Origin of the sequence: Paenibacillus sp. FSL H8-0537 (assembly GCF_038051995.1) — a bacterium.
GTDB lineage: Bacteria > Bacillota > Bacilli > Paenibacillales > Paenibacillaceae > Pristimantibacillus.
Map to the genome: position 1 here is coordinate 3,830,099 of NZ_CP150290.1, position 17,424 is coordinate 3,847,522.

Sequence of the window (17,424 nt, forward strand, 5' to 3'; positions counted from 1 at the left end):
GATCGCTTTGAAGACGTCATTTTTTTGCGCCTTACTTAACCACCTGCTCAAACACCAGCTTCCCAAGCGGCAGCTCCATAAATTTCGCATAAGCTTCTGCTTGCTGCTCAACTCCCTCCTCGAAGCCAGTGAGAGGTTCGAAGGGATGAATGACAACATCGATTCCCTTCTTCTTAATCGTTCGCTTCCATGTGCCTACGACTTGTCCATTAACCACAATCATCGGCAAAAACACGCCATTATTGCCAGGAACAATTCGCGGAGCAATTTCAGGCTTCAACACGGCGCTGCGTTCCTTGTAGCCTAAAATAAATTCATCAAAGCCAGGCAGCAAATAAACGCCGGAAGCTTTACCCTGTTGCTCCTCATCCTTCGAATGCCTCTTATCCCCCTGCTCTGTCCAAGCACCGGCTGTCTGCTTTAGCATCCAATAGTCATTCCCGTCCATTCGCTCACTATCCAGCTGGCCTTTTATTGCTTCGAGCCCTTCCCTTGCATCCGCAAGCGTCATCCCTGTCCACCAGGCAAAATCATGAACCGTAGCAGGACCATGGGCGGTAAAATATCGCAAAGCAAGCTTCGCAAGCGCAGCTTCACGCGTCATTTTCTGCGCATCAGTTGCCCACTCATCTAGCAACACGAACGTTTGCTGCTTGCCGCTTATCGGTCCAAAGCAAATCAGCCCTTTATAGGCGCTATGCCATAAAATATGATAACCCCGCTGGCTGTCCGTGCGTATGCCCGCCTGCTCCAGCTGTTCTAGCAGTGCTCCGCGCGAAACCTGCGCTCCCCCTTGCAGCATATTGTGAATCAAGCTTTCGCTGCGCGTAAGCGTTGCATCATCTAACTCTAGCTGCTCCCTCCGCCGTTTCGACTGCTGAAGCAAGCGCGGGGCAGCGAGTGACAACCGCCATAATACATCCTCCGTTGGCACAAAATGAATCGTTCCGCGCTGCGTCCAGGTCAGTACCATCTCGCGACTTGCAATGCTCTGCTCAACCTTGGACAGCGTTGCTCCAGGCGAACGCAGGCCAATTGCCCACATCGCCTGCATATAATCCTGAGCCTGCACAGCGCCGAGCTGCTGGACTACCTGCTTAGGCGACCAATTGCTTTCAACTAATGCTATCCCTTGATTTTGCAGGCGAAGTCCTGCTATCCTGTTTATGTTCATCCAGCACCCCTCTTGCACAATATCCATGCATTTTGCTTCCATTTTACCACAGGGTACAAATGCCGTTTCATCTTCATCAAAACAAGCCCACAGTTCCAAAACTGAAAATGTTACAATTTCGATACATTTTCTACATATTTCGAAACAATTGCCCGTTATAATTCGTCATAGGGATCACTTAAGGAGGCATTTTTGAACATGAAGATAAAAAGAACAGGACAGGCTCTGACGGTTCTGCTGCTGCTGTTTGCCTTTGGCTGTACTGGCGCACAAGAAACCGTATCGCCCATAGCTAGCCAATCGCCAGCGAGCAATACGAATACCGAAGCTGCTGGGCCAGCAGTGGATAATGCTGTGCAAGAAACGTCTGGTACCGTTGAAGATTTGCTTGTTGTAGCGAACCCTGCTGCAGCTGTCGTACTCGTAAACAAGCAATACAGCTTGCCAGAAGGTTATGAGCCGCAGGATTTGGTATATCCTGATGTGGCATTCACCTTCACTGAGAAAATCGACAAGCGCATGCTCCGCAAGGAAGCGGCTGACGCTTTGGAGCAATTATTCGCCGGAGCAGCTGGTGATGGCATTAAGCTAGCTGGCGTTTCCGGCTATCGTTCTTATGATCGCCAGAAAACACTGTTCGACAATTATGTGAAAAAGGATGGCGAAGAAGCCGCTCGCATGTACAGCGCAGTTCCGGGTACGAGTGAGCATCAGACCGGCCTAGCCATTGATGTTACGGGTGCAGATGGCAAATGTGCGGCAGAGGATTGTTTTGCGGGCACGCCTGAAGCAATTTGGCTCGCAGATCATGCATGGGAATATGGCTACATTATTCGTTATCCTGAAGGGAAAGACAGCATTACCGGCTATAAATATGAGCCTTGGCACATTCGATATGTCGGCAAGGAGCTGGCCAAAGAGCTTAACGAGCGCGACATTACGCTTGATGAATATTACAATGCGGTTCCAGTGTCCGAGAAACGTTAATACGCATTAAAAAAAGCGGCCGCTTAGCCGCTTTTTTTATTTTTCCCCCTTGAATTCTCTCAAATATACCGCTCGTCCGTTCCCAGAATGGAATCCAGCAGCCCTGGAAAACATAAGTCGAGATTGTCCCGGCGAACGGAATAGTAGTGCTGCTTGCCTTCAATTCGCGGCTGAATGATTCCTGCTTCGCGCAATATTTTGACATGATGCGATAGCGTTGATTTGGACAGATGCTCCACCTCGAAGGAGGAGCAGTTTTTCTCTCCTGCCTTGGCAAGGCATAAAACAATTTTAAGCCGCACAGGGTCACTCAGCGCATGCAGCACCGTTGTGAGCTTCATTTCATTGGCTTCTGGTAATTTTACAGTTCTCATACTGCCCAACGTATCATATCTGGATGCATGTTTCAATGTTCGAGGCCTTCCACTGTATATTTCACAATTGCCTCCTTTAAAAAATCTTTCCCTTGGGCAACATATAAGCGCAACGGAATATTTGAATGAAAGGAGCCGCAAACCCATGCTGCTTGTTTATGCTGTCGCCCTCCTGCTTGGAGGATTATTCGCGGTGAATGCCGTATTCGCTTATCAGAGCAAGCATATTGATCCTCTTTTCTGGGCCACGATATGGTATCAGTTCAAGCTGCTTCCAGTCATTTTTGCTGCAAATGTCATGATTGGATTTGGCGTCAAATTTTTGTATAAAGGATTTGGAAATTTGACCTTTGCTCTCACCTTGTCAAAAGGCATTGAAATTTTGGTCTGTGTAGTCATTGGCATGATATTTTTGCGGGAAATGCCCAATTGGAAAACAATTGCAGGGCTTGCCATCGTCGTGATTGGCTTCTGGATTACGAAGCTCAAATGAGCGCTATCTATCCCAAGCATTACTGGAAAAAAGCAAACAGCCTAAAGCCGCCCCCGTTATAACAGGCGTCCGCTTTAGACTGTTTATTTTCATTAGTTCATAATTTCTTCGTTCTGCACATTGCTCTCGCTTATCAATTCAAAAGCTGTTCGTATTTTCTCAATGTAAGCAGGATCATTGCCGGTACACATAAAGCGAATGCTGCCGCTTCTTACGCCGCCTACCATGCCTACTCGGCTTAGCAGCGCCGTGAGGCGTTTTATCGTGCCCGCATTGCCATCTATAATCTGAATGTGTGGCGGCAATATTTCGCGGAGCAGCCCTTTATAGAAGGGGTAATGGGTACAGCCCAGGACGACAATGCCATAACGGTCCAGATCATACCCAGCCAGCTTGGAGTGGAAATAGTCGCCCATAATGCGCTTGTCAAACTGCAAGTCCTCACAATAGCGGACAAGCTCAGGAAGCGGCAAGGAATCTACAATCCCCTCATCGTCTACCCGTGACACAAGAGCATAATACTTAGGCTGCTGCAGCGTTAGCGGTGTCGCGAACACCAGCACCCGCTTCCCCGTCCTGCGGTTCATCTCAACCGCTGGCTTAACCGCCGGCTCCATGCCGACAATGGGAAAAGAATACATCGTTCGCAGCTCGGCAACAGCAATGCTGGTCGCTGTATTGCAAGCAACAACCAAGGCATCAATTCCTTCGCCTACCATCGTTTCCACAGCCTCCAGAATAAAAGCTCTGACTTCCTCCTTCGACTTCGTTCCATAAGGAACATGCAAATTATCAGCCATAAAAAGATAATCCTGAGCAGGGAGTCGTCGAAGCGCCTCAGCCATTACGGTTAGCCCGCCAATACCCGAATCCAAAAAACCAATTTTCATTTTTATCGTTCCCTAACTTTTGTAATAAAGGCTTATACCAGCATAGCGCGATAGCAGGCTATAGGCAATATCCGTAAAGAAGATTATCAGCAGCATACGCTCATAAACGAATACATTTTTTCAAAAAAAGAACCAACCAGACGTTCCTGATTGGCCTTTTTCCCTATTATATATCATTTTACTTACATTTTTTAAAAGACGCCTACGGCATTATAAGCTTGCTTAACTGAAGCTACTTGCGTCGAAGTTGCGCCGTACAGCTCCGTTGCCGATTGGATGACTGCTGCACGAGTGGCGGAGAAATTAGAGAATGTCGACAAATAGTATACAAGCGCATTGTAATAAATTTGTACCGCTTGTTCCCTGCCAATGCCCGTAACGCTCACCCCGCTAAACGTTCCGCCTTGCGCCAGCAAATAAAACGCTTTGTTGTTAATGCCGCTATTTATATGCACGCCGCCATTGTCAGCGGAACCCGTATAGCGATTGCTGTAGTGGGCGGGCTGATTATACAAAGTTGGATTGGCTAGCGAGCGAAGCGCATCTCCCGGAATGCCTGGCGTATACACATCATCCCCGATCAACCAGCCGTCCCCTTCAATGGAGTTGCCGATAATATCGGAAATCGATTCATTAATAGCTCCCGATTCGCCGTAATACTCCAGATTAGCCGTATATTCCGTTACGCCATGCGTAAACTCGTGGCCGACTACATCCAAATCGCCAGACAGCGGCACAAAGGTGACACCATCGCCATCGCCGTATACCATTTGCACGCCATTCCAGAACGCATTGTTATAGTTCGTATAATAATGAACCGTAGAACGGAGCTGCAAGCCATTGTTGTTCAAGCTGTTGCGGCCGAATTTCTGGAAATAATAATCATAGGTTTTAGCTGCATAAGCATGAGCGTCAACGGCTGCTCTATCCGTCCAAATGTTCGTTGATCTGGAGAAAATCGTTCCTGGAAGCGACAGTCCATTATTTGCATTATAAGTTACAATGCCGTTCCCGCGCGTTGTATCATACAGCTGATAATTGGAGCCAACCTGCCTCGTTTCAAATGTTTTGCTGTCTCCGTTCACACCTGTTCCCGTACCCGTTATATGATGCAAAATATTATATTTAAACAATACGCTGCCTGTCTCCGCCGCGATAAAATATCTAACCCGCAGCGGCTCAGGCTCCAGTACATTCACTTCTGTAATATAAGATAATACCGGCTGGCCATCCTGTACGAAATAATACAAATCTGCTTTAGGAGTCGTTTGCGACTCGCCAAGCGCGCCATACTCCTGTGCCACGTCAGCCTCGGCGGCGGCAATCGCGTCTGCTTCGCTAATCGGAATGACCGGAACGAGCGTTTGCGGCAGCTTTTCCTGCACATTTTCAACAACGCTGCCGAGAAGGGACGCCACCTGTCCTTCACTATCAACATGCAGCGTCTGATCGGCACCATATACAGGAATGCCCGACGCATATTGGCTCAGCCTAAAATGGATCGTCCCGGTTGAATCATTGATCTGCTGCTCTACAATACGGAAATGATCACGAATGTCACCCTCTGTGCCAACATTCAATCTGTCTCTTACACTTTCCAAATAGCCCCATACCTTTTCCTCAGGAGATATAGCCAAAGGAGCTACCCAATCCGGCGCCGTAATGAAAATTTGCGAGGAATCAGTGAAATTTGGCTCGCTATTTTCTTCTGCTGCGACTATCGAGGCGAATGAACCAAATACCAGCATACCTGCAACAATGGAAGCTACTCTCTTTTTCATAAAACACACTCCTCCAATATGAATACTATGGTATAAATGCAAGCGAGTACCTGTTGATTTTCATTCAGGCGAATGCCAAAGCTGTTATCTGGGTTGAGAGACGGTTGCGACGGGCCACTTACCTTTCATTGCTAGTAGTCAGCCTTAAACCTATCACCTACCTAATAAGGAAATTTTTTCAAACTTTTGAAGCTGATTTCATATTACACGAGAGTCTTTCCTTTGTGAAGCTTTTTTTGATAATTTTGGAAATTTATTCTAACCTTCTATGTAAGATTACTTTAAGTTATTCGCCCTATGTCTTCCATAATTAATTATTCTAAAAAAAGGATTTTGGAAAACTTTGACGAATGATGACAGGTATAGAGAGACTATATAACTATAGATGGGAGTCATATCTTTGCAAACACCACCTAGAAGACCGGGAACATCGCCCTATAGGCCCGGGCCGCCCTCAGCAGCGAGGCCTACCCGTGCCCAAACTCAGCGGCCAGTTGCCAATCCGCGAGTGGCCTCCGGACAAGCGACTGCAGCAGCACGCCAAGCCGTTCCTCCTGCGTCTGCTCGACCTGTACCACAACCCGCACCAGTTGCGCACAACAAACAACCGAAAAATAGGCTGGCTTTAGCGATTATATCGCTTATTTTTGGCATTATTAGCGTATTGCTGTGTATTGGTGGCTTGCTCATCTTTATCGGAACGGCGCTAAATCCTTATGCCGATGACACAGTCGGAATGGCGAGCTTTATTATTTCTGGCATTCTTATTGTCATCTTCAGCCTGCTCGGCTTTATTTTCGGTTTAGCATCCAAGCGCTCCTCAAGCGGCAAAGGCATGGCAATTGCAGGCATTATTTTATCCGCGCCTCCACTGTTTCTGACGGTGCTTGGGGTAGGCGGCTTTATGTTTGCTGCGATATTCGCAATGTATTAAGTTAACACTTGGCAACACTTTTCTTGAAGTAAATAAGCCTTCGCATTCCATATGGAATGCAAAGGCTTATTTTGTTTTTCTAGCTTGATATAAAACTATTGAGCTGCTACTGCTTCAAAATCCCTGGCAGCACTTCAATCAGCTTCTCTCTTGCAAGCGGATCAGTTGAAACGCCTAGGCTTCCATCAATAAAATAAACTTTCCCTGCTTTAACTGCCGGGAGATCTCTCCAGATCGGCTCAGTGATCATTTTTTTCGCCGCTTCGCCTTCTTCTGCATCAATGTAGACGATGAAAATGCGGTCGCCAGCCAACTCCGGAAGCATTTCGGCAGATATATCGACATAGCCATAGCCTTTTGGATCCTCAATCAGCTTTTGAATCGGTTCAGTCGGCTTAAAGCCGTCCTTATCATAAACAAAGCTTGCTAAATAGCTGGTTGTGTATACGCTCAGCCTGTTCGCCGTTAACATATGCTGAAATACAGAGGCTGTTTCACCCTCTTTGATCGTTCCATCCGTCACCAAAGCCTTCCACATGTCAGCCACTTTCCCATTATGCTCGTTTAGAAAAGCATCTGCCTCCTTTTCATAACCGAACCATTCGCCAATTCGTTTAATACGCTCTGCCATCGGGTCCCATTCGTTCGTTACGAGAACCGGAGCAATTTTGGACATCGCTTCAATTTGTGCGGCATCCGTAACCGAGGTAATAATAACATCCGGCTGAATCTCGATCAGCTTCTCTGCACTAATGGGCCAGCCCACATCTGCAACATCTTTAATTTTCTCTTTATATACGGCATTTTCCAAACCGCCTTGCACTAATCCCACAGGCAGAATACCAAATAACAAAATATCGCCTACCGTATTGTCTGTATATACGACCCGCTGCGGCGAGCTAGGAATTTCTACTTTTCTGTCTGTTGAATCCGTCACGGTTTTCGTTGCTGCTACCTGTGATTCCGTATTTCCCGTTGCGGCTGGCGCTGCTTCTCCCTGCACCGAGTTAGCCTCGTTGCTGCTGCCACAAGCGCTAATCATCGTTGCCATTAAAATAAACATAAGACTCGTCCATAACCATGGTGTCTTGTTCAATAAAGCTTTCATTTTGCACATTCCCCTTTATATATCGATAATGATTCTCAACATCATTTATTATATCGCTACACTTAATTGTGCCACAATGGATAGAACGGCTGTTTTTTTGCACCAATCGGAAGGCAGATGGACGAATCGGATGCATTGTAATGAATGGACATTTCGTGTAAAATCAATTCCATTGATAACTATTCTCAAAAAGAGGTGTTTGTTTTGAATTTGAATATGCTGCATGCCACGAGCCCGGTAAACTCCCTATCCTTTCAACTGCATGGCATGCTGCAAGGCAGCTATTCTCACCCATTAATCGTACCACAGCAGGAGCTTACAACGTACACGCTGATCGTTGTACAGCAAGGGGAAGGTGTCCTGACTTGGAACAACGAAGAGCATTCCTTAATGTACGGCACCTGCTTTCTGCTAAATCCACACTGTACGATTGAGATAAAAAATACAGATCAATCCCCGCTATCGCTGTGGATTTTAACCTTTTCCATACATACGAACGAGAGTCATCCGCCTTCCCTTTTAAACGCTGGGGAATTTAGCGTCCCGTCCTTCGAGGCGTTAATCCGCGAGCTTAAGGAAATCGCCAAGCACCAGCATACAGCTGATGCTCAGGAGAAAATGGCTGCACATAACAGCTTTCAGAAGCTGATGGGCAGCCTGCTTCAGCATCTGGGACCGCATAAAAAAACAGAAAACTCGCGACAGGCTGTGCTGGAAATCATCGCTAAGTTGAAGGAGAATTACCAGCAGGACGTATCCGTTGAGGAGCTTGCCAGGCAAGCCAAAATCAGCATTCGCCGATTTACCCATTGGTTTAAGCTGTTGACCGGCACCAATGTATCCGGCTTTATGACCGCTTTGCGGATAAATCAAGCCAAGCAGCTGCTGCTGAGCGGCGGACGCCTGCAGGAAATTGCCGATACCGTCGGATACCGGGATGAGTTTTATTTTAATCGGCGCTTCAAGCAAACCGTAGGGATATCACCCGGCCAATTCATTCGCAATCATAAAAAACAGCAGGTTAACATTTGCGCGATGAGCTGTCTCGGCCATTTGCTTGCGCTAGGCATTCGCCCCATTGCTGCTGCCAAAAACCTGGCGAACAATTTGCATCTTCGCGAGCTAAGCTCAGATATTCATAAGGTTAACAGCATCCCTATGCAGCTTGAGGAAATAGCCAATCTTCAGCCAGAGCTCATTCTTGCCCCTTGCCAAAACGATTACGACAAGCTGTCCACCATTGCTCCGACCCTATTGTTGTCAGGTAATGAGCATAACCCGCTCTCCCTACTTCAAATGCTTGGAGAAACGTTCAATAAGCAGCAGGAGGCTGAGCAGTGGATTGTGCAATACAATCGGAAAACTGAGCGGCATAAGGCGCGATTAGCTGATATTTTTGCAAGTGACGAAACGTTCTCCTCTATTGAAATTCGCTCGGATTCGATTTATGTGTTCGGCAATTTCTGGTGCAGAGGCGCCTACAATTTATATGACGGTCTGGAACTCGCTGCCCCAGCTATTATTCAGCGGGAAATGATTAACAAGGAAGCATACCGCATTATTTCGGAGGAGCAGCTCCCGCTTTATGTGGGCGATCATCTCTTTTTGACGATAGTCGATCCCGATCGGTTTAAGCAATTATCCGCTACTTTATGGTGGAAATCTCTTCCTGCAGTGAAGAATAATCACGTCTATCACACACAATTGGAAAAATTCCGCGTTAGCGACCCTATTTCGCTGCATAAGCAGCTGGATACGCAAATGAAATTGCTGCTTGCACGCTGATTACGCTAATTAAGAAGCTTCAAGGCTGATTTCAGCTTGCATTCAACAGATCATGCTTGTATACAAAAGAAAGAACGTCGAGCCCAACGCTCGTCGTTCTTTTGTTCACTTGCAATCCTATTGGACCTTAAACCTCATGTGACCATCTTACCTTCAGGCTCTGGAACTATACAGCTTAGTTAACCTGCTCATGAAGCCTGCTTGGCAGCGGATTGTGCATTAGGAGTGCTTTGCCTGCCTGGCCCTGCAACGAATGCAGCCACAATGCCAAGAACAGCGAAGACCATACTTAGCATAAATCCATGATTAATCGCGGTTCCCAAAGAATCACGTACGAAAGCAATAATATCTTGCGGAACATTGCCTGCCCCTCGCACGAGCTGTTCTGGATTCGCCAGCGTTGCGATCTGATCTTGCGGAATGTGGTGCTCAGCCGCTCCATCCGACAGCAGCGTCTTCAAGTTGTTGTTGACTATGGTCGCCATGATCGATGCGCCGAGAACGCCGCCAATGCTGCGCCAGAAACCAACGATGGACGAGCTAATGCCAATGTATTTGCGTTCCACGCTTGCCGCCATAGCTGTCTGCGACATGCTCATCAAAGGGCCGATAGCTCCGAGCCCAAGCAGTATCATCAGACTAATCATATACCACTTGGAAGCATCATGGCTAACCGTACTAAGCAAGTAGCTCACGACAACTCCGGCTGCCATTGTGAAAGCAATAAGCGTCCGATAAGCAAATTTGGATTGCAAAAAGCCAAACAAAACCGCTCCGGATATTAACGAAACCATCATCGGAGTCAACAAAGCGTTGGAGTTTTCCTGCCCTAATACAGCGGTTGAGAAAATCGGCAAATAAGCAATGGCCGAAAACATAATCGCTCCCTGACAGAGACAAGCGAGACATAGCCCGACGACCATCCGATTTTTGAACAAAACTAAGGGCAATATCGGCTCCTCTGCACGCAGCTCAACGGATATGAACAGCAAGCCCACGATAACCGACACCGCGAACAGCGATAAAATCTGCCAAGACGTCCACGCGTAGTCCTTGCCACCCCACTCCAAAGCGAGCATCAAGGAAATGGTGCAAATGATGAGGAATGCCGTTCCTAAATAATCGATTTTTGGCTTCCGCTCCGAACGAGATTCCTTGAGGGCAAAGAGCAATACAAGAAAGGATACGATGCCAATCGGAACATTGACGTAAAAGCACCATCTCCAGCCCCAAGCCTCTGATAACAACGTCCCGATTTGCGGTCCTGCAACGGAAGACAAGCCGAAGATACCAGCAAAAACGCCAGCCATTTTGGAAGCTTGCTTCGGATCGGCAAACACCGTGTAAATGATCGTAAAGCTGATTGGCAGCAGCGCCCCCGCACCAATTCCTTGAATAGCCCGGAACACGATTAATTGTGTGATATCCTGCGCCATGCCGCATAAGGCTGAACCAAGGAGGAAAATCGATATGCCAATGAGATAAAATAGCTTGCGGCCGAATAAATCGGACATTTTGCCAAAAACGAGCATCATGCTCGTTGACGCGAGCATATAGGCGGTAAATACCCAGCTGACCTGCTCAAATCCGCCAATGTCCTTAATAATATGGCTCAGTGCCGCAGAGGTAATCGTGTTGTCGAGAGACGACATTAGCAGGCCGAGTGCCATTGCCAATATGATCAGCCCTGTTTTTTCCTTGTTCATGTTGAACCCCTTCTCCTTATAATTGAGCTTTCAGCTTCTGTAATCCTTCTACCAAAATTCGATGGGAGCTCTCCTGATTGGCAATACCGATTGTGATACACAGCTCTTGGGTAGCATTCATGTTGGGTTTCCAATTTGCATAATCTGCCGTTAATTGGGCAATCTCTTCCTCCTGTTTGGCAATCGTTTTCTCCAGCCATTGAATCACTTGCTCCTGATCTGCCCATTTTCCAAAAACGAGCCTCACCATAAAATCGGATTTCGTTTCCACAGCCTGGATATCGCTTTTTAAATAAAGCATAAACTGCTCCCGGCCCGCTTCTGTAATTGTATATACGTTTTTATTCGGCTTGCCGTCCTGCAAAATGCTCTCCTTCGTAATTAATCCCTGTTTCTCCATCTTGCCGAGCGTCGGATAAATCGTTCCATAGCTGGCGTTGTAAAAATACGAAAACAGCGTTTCAAATTTGTGCTTGATTTCGTAGCCCGAACAATTTTCATCCATTAAAATACCCAAAATCACATCTTGGCTGTTCAAAAAATTCCCCACCTTCTTTGTAAATATCATTGTGTAAACCTATATTAACATAAAGCATATATCAGTTCAACATATAAATGTTCAACATATACCGGTAAACGATATGAACAGTAGTCAAGCAGCTTCATGGCTAAATTCGTTATGCATTCAGCAGTTCATGCCTGTATGCAACAAAAAGAACGGTGATCCAATGCTCACCGTTCTTTTTGTTCACTATTATTTTTAATCTATTCGGCTGGCTATTCGCTCTCTTCGTCCTCCGTTACGCCTAACGCGCGATTTTTCTCTTTAAACTTCTCATTATGCGAGGATACATAGGCCATCATCGGGGCTTCCGGGTCCAAATATTGCTTGGCGCTATTGAGTGCCATAATGCCATCCGTAAATGTGCCAGCGATCAGCTCAACTTTACTGCCATAGGTTACGAAATCGCCTGCGGCAAATACGCCCAGCAAATTCGTTTCCATATGTTCGCCGACGGTTACATGCCACGCTCCGAGGTCAAGACCCCAGCCCTCCACTGGCCCGAAATCGCATTTCATCCCGTGATTGACGATCACCGCATCGACTTCCAGCAGCTCACGCTCGCCTGTTTCCAAATGAGCGATGGTCACCTGATTAATGCTAGTCCCATTACTGCTTTGCAGAGCTTCTACGGTATAAGGCGTACATATTTTCACCGAGGAGCTTCTCATGTTCGAGACGTTTCGCTCATGTCCGCCGAATTGGCTGCGGCGATGTACAACAGTGACGCTTGCTGCAATCGGTTCTAGTTCATTCGCCCAATCAACTGCCGAATCGCCACCTCCCGAAATGAGCACATGCTTGCCGCGGAAGCCTTCCAACTCCTGAACGGTGTAATACAAATTCGTTACTTCGAAACGGTCTGCTCCTTCGATTTCCAGCTTGACCAGCTTGCGGGCTCCATAACCTATGGCCAAAATAACGGTTTTCGTATGATGCTGCTCGCCGCTCGATGCCGTCAGCACAATCGTGCCATCCTCCTGCCGCTCAAAGCCTGAAATTTGCTGGCCAAGTACGATCGTTGGCTCGAAGGTTTTCGCTTGTTCTACTAATTGAGCGATCAATTTTTCTCCACGGATCGGGGTTATCCCCCCTACATCCCAGATCATTTTTTCAGGATAGGTTAGAATTCGTCCTCCGAGCTCCGGCTGTGATTCGATCAGCTTTGTTTTCAAGTCGCGCATGCCGCTATAAAAGGTTGTGTACAATCCAGCCGGACCGCCACCGATTATCGTTACATCATAAAGCTCCAATTGTTTATTCATCTTCTGCCTCCAGCTTCTATAAGTTCGCTGGTAGTATAGATTCATTTTCCGCTGCTGACAATGGACACAACTGCTTGCCTTAACCAGATAGCCAGCCTTAAAGTACAAAGTAGAAAGCAAGCCGGCAGATTAGGGCGTGTCTGAAAACCCGTTCAGTGGCACCATTTGTTTCTTTTCCTCCAACCCCCTATAATCGAAAGAACATATAGATGAGGAAAGTAGGAAAATAAAGATGAACCTGTCATCATTGCTCCCGGCTATTGAGCCGCTGGATTTAAGGAGCTGCCTGGTGTCATATAATGGCAAGCTTATCATTGAGCATTACCGAAATGAGCGTACGAGAGAAGAAATTGCAAAAGTTAATTCCTGTACCAAAAGCGTCGTTTCTGCGCTGATTTGTATCGCGATGGACAAGCAGCTTCTACTGGGGGCATCGACGCCCGCCGCTTCATTTTTCCCCCAGCTTGCTGAAGATCCTGATCCGCGAAAACAAGCGATCACGCTGGAGCATCTATTAACGATGTCTGCTGGCTTCAACTGGACGGAGTTCGGCGGGCAAAACTCCTTCCCCCGCATGACGCAAACGCCAAACTGGATTCAATTTGCCTTGGAGCAGCCTTTGTCGGAGGAGCCTGGCTCACGAATGGAGTACAACTCTGGCCTCTCACAAATGCTGTCCGCCCTTCTCGCACAAGCAAGCGGCATGACCACTGCTGCATTTGCCGAGCGTTACCTGTTCCAGCCTTTAGGCATTACTCAATATGAATGGGAACATGATCCACAGGGCATTCATACAGGGGGCTTCGGACTAAGACTGCTGCCTGCCGATATGCTGAAGCTGGGAGAGCTGTATTTGCAGCAGGGTAAATGGAATGGACAGCAGCTTATCTCTCAAGCTTTAGTAGAACGCTCTGTCTATCCGGCAATAGCCGCCGAGTCTCCTCGTCATGGCCAGTACGGCTGGCATTGGTGGGTCGATTCTTATTCAGCAGCTGCGGACTCCGCTTCGCCTTCTGCTTTCGATTTTTATTATGCTTTAGGATTTGGCGGACAGACGATTACCGTTGTTCCCAGCCTCCATATCGTCGCAGTCGTCACCAATGACAGGCTGAAAAGAGGCAAGCCTCCAGCGGATGTTTTCCGCCAGCACATTGCGCCGCTGCTCATACAGCAATAATTTGAAAACCAAGACAACCTCCCTCGTGGACGTTGTCTTTTTATGTCGTATAGTTTTCCAGAGCGCAAGCCATACTGGTAAATGTAAGAAACCAGAACATGGAAACTAGGTGAGCGCACATGACAACCGAGAATGGACATACGGGGACCAGCACTCAGCATACGATGCCGTCCGTACCACAAAGTGGACAATCAGGCAGCGGGGATGGGAAGCAACCGATTAACTCCACTTTGGAGGACAATCTTCGTTATCTGGAATCTGTCTTTGATCGCAGCTCCGACATCATCTTTATGCATTGGCAATACGGTCCCGAAATGAAGCATAAAGCATGCTCGATCTACTACAGCTCGCTCATTCAGGACGATACCATTAACTATATGAAAATATCGCTGCAGGATCTTGTAGCGCATGAAGTCGGACCCGGGATGGAAGCCGGAATTGACGAGGTCCGTTTTTTTTTCGAGAACCATGGCCCTTCCGGTAAAAAAGTACAGCTCGTAAACGATTTAGATGCTGTCGTAGGCAGCATTTCCAGCGGACAGCTGCTCATTTTATTCGATGGATGGAATCAGGCACTCAGCTTTAAAGCCCAATCCGTTGAGACGAGACAGGTCAATGAGCCCGTCAATGAATCGGTCGTGCAGGGGCCTCGGGAAAGCACCGTTGAAAACCTGCAGAAAAATTTAGGGCTGCTTCGGCTGCGGCTGAAAACGCCGAAATTTAAAATTGAGCTCATGAGCGGCGGCGGCGATACAAACACAACGGTCGCATTCGGTTATTTGGAAGGCAAAGTGGATAACGAAATGCTCGCCGAGTTTAAGAAGCGAATGGAGCTCATTAAGACGGTCGATGTACTGGAAACCTCCTATATCGAGCAGCTTATTGAAGATTCCAGCTATTCTCCTTTTCCTCAGCATCGCTATACAGAACGAACAGACATGGCTGTGGCAGCGCTATTAAACGGCAAAATCGTCGTGCTCGTGCAAGGAACCGGCGGCATGCTGATTTGTCCAGGCATGTTTACTGAATTTTTCCAATCCAGCGAGGATTATTACCAGCGTACGGTAATTTCCACGATGATACGCTGGCTGCGAATTATTGCCTTTATTATCGCGTTGTCGCTGCCCAGCGTCTATATTGCGCTATCGACCTTTCATCCCGAGCTTATCCCGACCGTCCTGCTGCTTGCGGTGCTGAATGCGCGTGAGGGTTTGCCGCTCCCCGCTTTCTTCGAGGCGCTGCTGATGGAATTTTTCTTCGAGCTGATGCGTGAGGCTGGGGTGCGTCTGCCAAGGACGGTAGGCTCTGCTGTCAGCATAGTCGGGGCACTCGTCATTGGAGACGCAGCGATAAGCGCCGGGATCGCTTCCCCCATTATGGTTATCGTCGTCGCGCTGACAGGGATTGCCTCCTTCTCCATTCCACAATACGGCATCGCTATTGCGCTTCGCATTTTACGCTTTCCGCTTATGATCTCCGCAGCTCTGCTCGGCGGGTTCGGAATGATGATTTGCTTTCTATTTATTTTGCTTCATCTATGCAAGCTGAGGTCGCTTGGTCAGCCTTATATGGCTCCGCTCGCACCTTTTCGGCTGGTCGAGCTTCGCGATGTCCTTATGAGAATCCCGCTTAAAAGGCTGCTGCAAAAGCCGCAAAAAATGCATCGGCATTAAGTACCTGCTGCCAGCCGCAGCAAACTCAAAAATATGAAAAAGAATGGATCGATATGAGAAAACAAACGGGCGATTTCCCCCTTCCAGCCTCATTAATCATCATGCTGACACTACTCTCAACTGTGCTTACAGGCTGCTGGAGCAAATATGAGCTGACCGAGCGTGGATTTGTGATGGGCGTCGCACTGGATGAAACGAAGGATGGAAAAATCGAAATGCTGACGCAAATTTATCGCCCAGCCTCGGTTGAAACCGGCAAGTCAGCGACAACCCAAACGTCCAGCGTCAGCATTCGAACGCATGATGACACGGTGATGGAGGCGATTCGAGACATACCCATTCATTTGGGTCGCAAAGCCCAGTGGAGCCATACCAGAATCATTATTGTTGGAGAAAAGCTGGCAAGAAATCAGGATTTAGGCAAAACACTGGACATTTTTTACCGTGATCATGAGCCGCGCAGCAGCGTTAAGCTGCTTATCTCCAAGGGTCCAGCCCACAAAATGCTGGAGAAGCAGCCGCTTATTGAACAAACGACGGCGCAGCAAATTTTGCGAACAGAGGAGTTTTCTTATCTCAATGCAGCTAAAACGATGGACACCACTCTACTTAGCTTGCTGCTGCAAAGGGAAAGCGCTCATCCCGACGCCGTCCTCTCCTATGTATACAACGAAGCTAGCCCAGAGGAATCGATGTCCACTGCCGGGCTTGCCCTGATCAAGGATGGCAAGCTTAAGAAAATTATGCCCCCGGATAAAGTGGAAGGGCTGCTCATGCTGCGTAACGACTATCATTCCGGCGTGCTAGAGACACCCTGCTCAGGCATGAAAGGGGAAAAGGAAACCGCCGAAGTGCTCTCGCTTCAAACGGCGATGACAACGAAAATCCATGATGGTCGGCCCCAGGTGAGCTTTCATATTAAAGGAGAGCTTGCGATTACCGAACTGAAATGCTCATCGATTATATCGTTTGAGGACGAACAAAAATTTATTGAGAAATTTTCAGCAGCTATTGTTCGGCAAACGGGGGGAACGCTTCGTTTTTTACAAAAAAATAAGCTTGAGGTTATTGGTATTGGCAACCAGTTGTACCGTCAAAGCCCCAAAGAGTGGCTGAAGCTGCAGCAAGACTGGGATGAGCAGTTTGCACAGCTGCCGATTGAAGTTAAAGCAGAGCTTAAGCTGGTGACAGGAGGAACGATAAACAGCCGACCATCCTCATAGCTAGTAGAAAGGACAAATGCGATGTGGGAAAGAACGCTACTTGTGACAGTAGTTTTTGGGGGAATGCTCATTTATGACAGCATCACGCTGCGTGGGAAAACAACGAAAAAGGATAAGTGGATCTATGCCTTACTTGTATCTGCTTGCCTCTACATGGCTATTGATTATGTAGTAAACAAGGACTGGCTCGATTATTTTGACGTCGTTGAGCAAATTTTGGCCGGCCCCGCTAAACAGATTAATCGCATGCTGGGCGGACCTGGTTAAGAAAACAAGGAGAGGAGTCCCTTTG

Annotated in this window: 16 protein-coding genes; 8 read left to right on the forward strand and 8 right to left on the reverse strand. The window is 47.6% G+C overall.

Annotation, left to right across the window (positions count from 1 at the left end):
• Window positions 1-31: 31 nt before the first annotated feature.
• Complete coding sequence (locus MHB80_RS16055) at window positions 32-1,174, reverse strand: winged helix DNA-binding domain-containing protein (RefSeq protein WP_341277939.1); 1,143 nt, start codon at window positions 1,172-1,174, stop codon at window positions 32-34.
• Window positions 1,175-1,372: 198 nt separating this feature from the next.
• Between MHB80_RS16055 and MHB80_RS16060 the strand changes: the two genes are divergently transcribed.
• Window positions 1,373-2,161 carry a M15 family metallopeptidase gene (locus MHB80_RS16060; RefSeq protein WP_341277940.1) on the forward strand — a complete coding sequence of 263 codons (789 nt, stop codon included), beginning with the start codon at window positions 1,373-1,375 and terminating at the stop codon, window positions 2,159-2,161.
• Window positions 2,162-2,220: 59 nt separating this feature from the next.
• On the opposite strand, the gene MHB80_RS16065 is transcribed toward MHB80_RS16060, so the two are convergent.
• The gene (locus MHB80_RS16065; RefSeq protein WP_341277941.1) at window positions 2,221-2,502 is read right to left on the reverse strand and encodes a metalloregulator ArsR/SmtB family transcription factor; all 282 of its coding nucleotides are present in this window, start codon (window positions 2,500-2,502) and stop codon (window positions 2,221-2,223) included.
• 178 nt (window positions 2,503-2,680) lie between these two features.
• On the opposite strand from MHB80_RS16065, the gene MHB80_RS16070 reads away from it, so the two are divergent.
• The gene (locus tag MHB80_RS16070) at window positions 2,681-3,028 is read left to right on the forward strand and encodes a hypothetical protein (RefSeq protein WP_341277942.1); all 348 of its coding nucleotides are present in this window, start codon (window positions 2,681-2,683) and stop codon (window positions 3,026-3,028) included.
• 92 nt (window positions 3,029-3,120) lie between these two features.
• On the opposite strand, the gene murI is transcribed toward MHB80_RS16070, so the two are convergent.
• Window positions 3,121-3,918 (reverse strand): glutamate racemase, encoded by a 798-nt coding sequence (gene murI / locus MHB80_RS16075; RefSeq protein ID WP_341277943.1) that lies wholly within the window; start codon window positions 3,916-3,918, stop codon window positions 3,121-3,123.
• A 191-nt stretch (window positions 3,919-4,109) separates the two neighbouring features.
• A complete protein-coding gene (locus MHB80_RS16080) occupies window positions 4,110-5,699 on the reverse strand; it encodes a M4 family metallopeptidase (protein WP_341277944.1) in 1,590 nt (529 codons plus the stop codon).
• 400 nt (window positions 5,700-6,099) lie between these two features.
• Here MHB80_RS16080 and MHB80_RS16085 point away from each other — a divergent pair, with 400 nt between their 5' ends.
• On the forward strand, window positions 6,100-6,633 hold the full coding sequence (locus tag MHB80_RS16085; protein WP_341277945.1) for a hypothetical protein: 534 nt from the start codon (window positions 6,100-6,102) through the stop codon (window positions 6,631-6,633).
• 106 nt (window positions 6,634-6,739) lie between these two features.
• On the opposite strand, the gene MHB80_RS16090 is transcribed toward MHB80_RS16085, so the two are convergent.
• On the reverse strand, window positions 6,740-7,741 hold the full coding sequence (locus tag MHB80_RS16090; RefSeq protein WP_341277946.1) for an ABC transporter substrate-binding protein: 1,002 nt from the start codon (window positions 7,739-7,741) through the stop codon (window positions 6,740-6,742).
• Window positions 7,742-7,945: 204 nt separating this feature from the next.
• On the opposite strand from MHB80_RS16090, the gene MHB80_RS16095 reads away from it, so the two are divergent.
• Window positions 7,946-9,526, forward strand: a complete 1,581-nt coding sequence (locus MHB80_RS16095) for a helix-turn-helix domain-containing protein (protein ID WP_341277947.1) — start codon at window positions 7,946-7,948, stop codon at window positions 9,524-9,526.
• A 188-nt stretch (window positions 9,527-9,714) separates the two neighbouring features.
• Here MHB80_RS16095 and MHB80_RS16100 read toward each other — a convergent pair whose 3' ends face one another.
• The 3 genes from MHB80_RS16100 to MHB80_RS16110 all read right to left on the reverse strand — a co-directional run bounded on the left by MHB80_RS16100 (window position 9,715) and on the right by MHB80_RS16110 (window position 13,059).
• Window positions 9,715-11,232: a DHA2 family efflux MFS transporter permease subunit gene (locus MHB80_RS16100; RefSeq protein ID WP_341277948.1), complete on the reverse strand. Its 1,518-nt coding sequence runs from the start codon at window positions 11,230-11,232 to the stop codon at window positions 9,715-9,717.
• A gap of 16 nt (window positions 11,233-11,248) precedes the next feature.
• Window positions 11,249-11,770 carry a PadR family transcriptional regulator gene (locus MHB80_RS16105; protein ID WP_081418542.1) on the reverse strand — a complete coding sequence of 174 codons (522 nt, stop codon included), beginning with the start codon at window positions 11,768-11,770 and terminating at the stop codon, window positions 11,249-11,251.
• A gap of 239 nt (window positions 11,771-12,009) precedes the next feature.
• Window positions 12,010-13,059 (reverse strand): NAD(P)/FAD-dependent oxidoreductase, encoded by a 1,050-nt coding sequence (locus MHB80_RS16110; RefSeq protein ID WP_341277949.1) that lies wholly within the window; start codon window positions 13,057-13,059, stop codon window positions 12,010-12,012.
• A 232-nt stretch (window positions 13,060-13,291) separates the two neighbouring features.
• On the opposite strand from MHB80_RS16110, the gene MHB80_RS16115 reads away from it, so the two are divergent.
• The 4 genes from MHB80_RS16115 to MHB80_RS16130 all read left to right on the forward strand — a co-directional run bounded on the left by MHB80_RS16115 (window position 13,292) and on the right by MHB80_RS16130 (window position 17,399).
• Window positions 13,292-14,236: a serine hydrolase gene (locus MHB80_RS16115; RefSeq protein WP_341277950.1), complete on the forward strand. Its 945-nt coding sequence runs from the start codon at window positions 13,292-13,294 to the stop codon at window positions 14,234-14,236.
• Window positions 14,237-14,355: 119 nt separating this feature from the next.
• The gene (locus MHB80_RS16120) at window positions 14,356-15,909 is read left to right on the forward strand and encodes a spore germination protein (RefSeq protein WP_341277951.1); all 1,554 of its coding nucleotides are present in this window, start codon (window positions 14,356-14,358) and stop codon (window positions 15,907-15,909) included.
• A 53-nt stretch (window positions 15,910-15,962) separates the two neighbouring features.
• On the forward strand, window positions 15,963-17,132 hold the full coding sequence (locus tag MHB80_RS16125) for a Ger(x)C family spore germination protein (RefSeq protein ID WP_341277952.1): 1,170 nt from the start codon (window positions 15,963-15,965) through the stop codon (window positions 17,130-17,132).
• A gap of 42 nt (window positions 17,133-17,174) precedes the next feature.
• A complete protein-coding gene (locus tag MHB80_RS16130) occupies window positions 17,175-17,399 on the forward strand; it encodes a hypothetical protein (protein WP_341277953.1) in 225 nt (74 codons plus the stop codon).
• Window positions 17,400-17,424 lie beyond the last annotated feature (25 nt).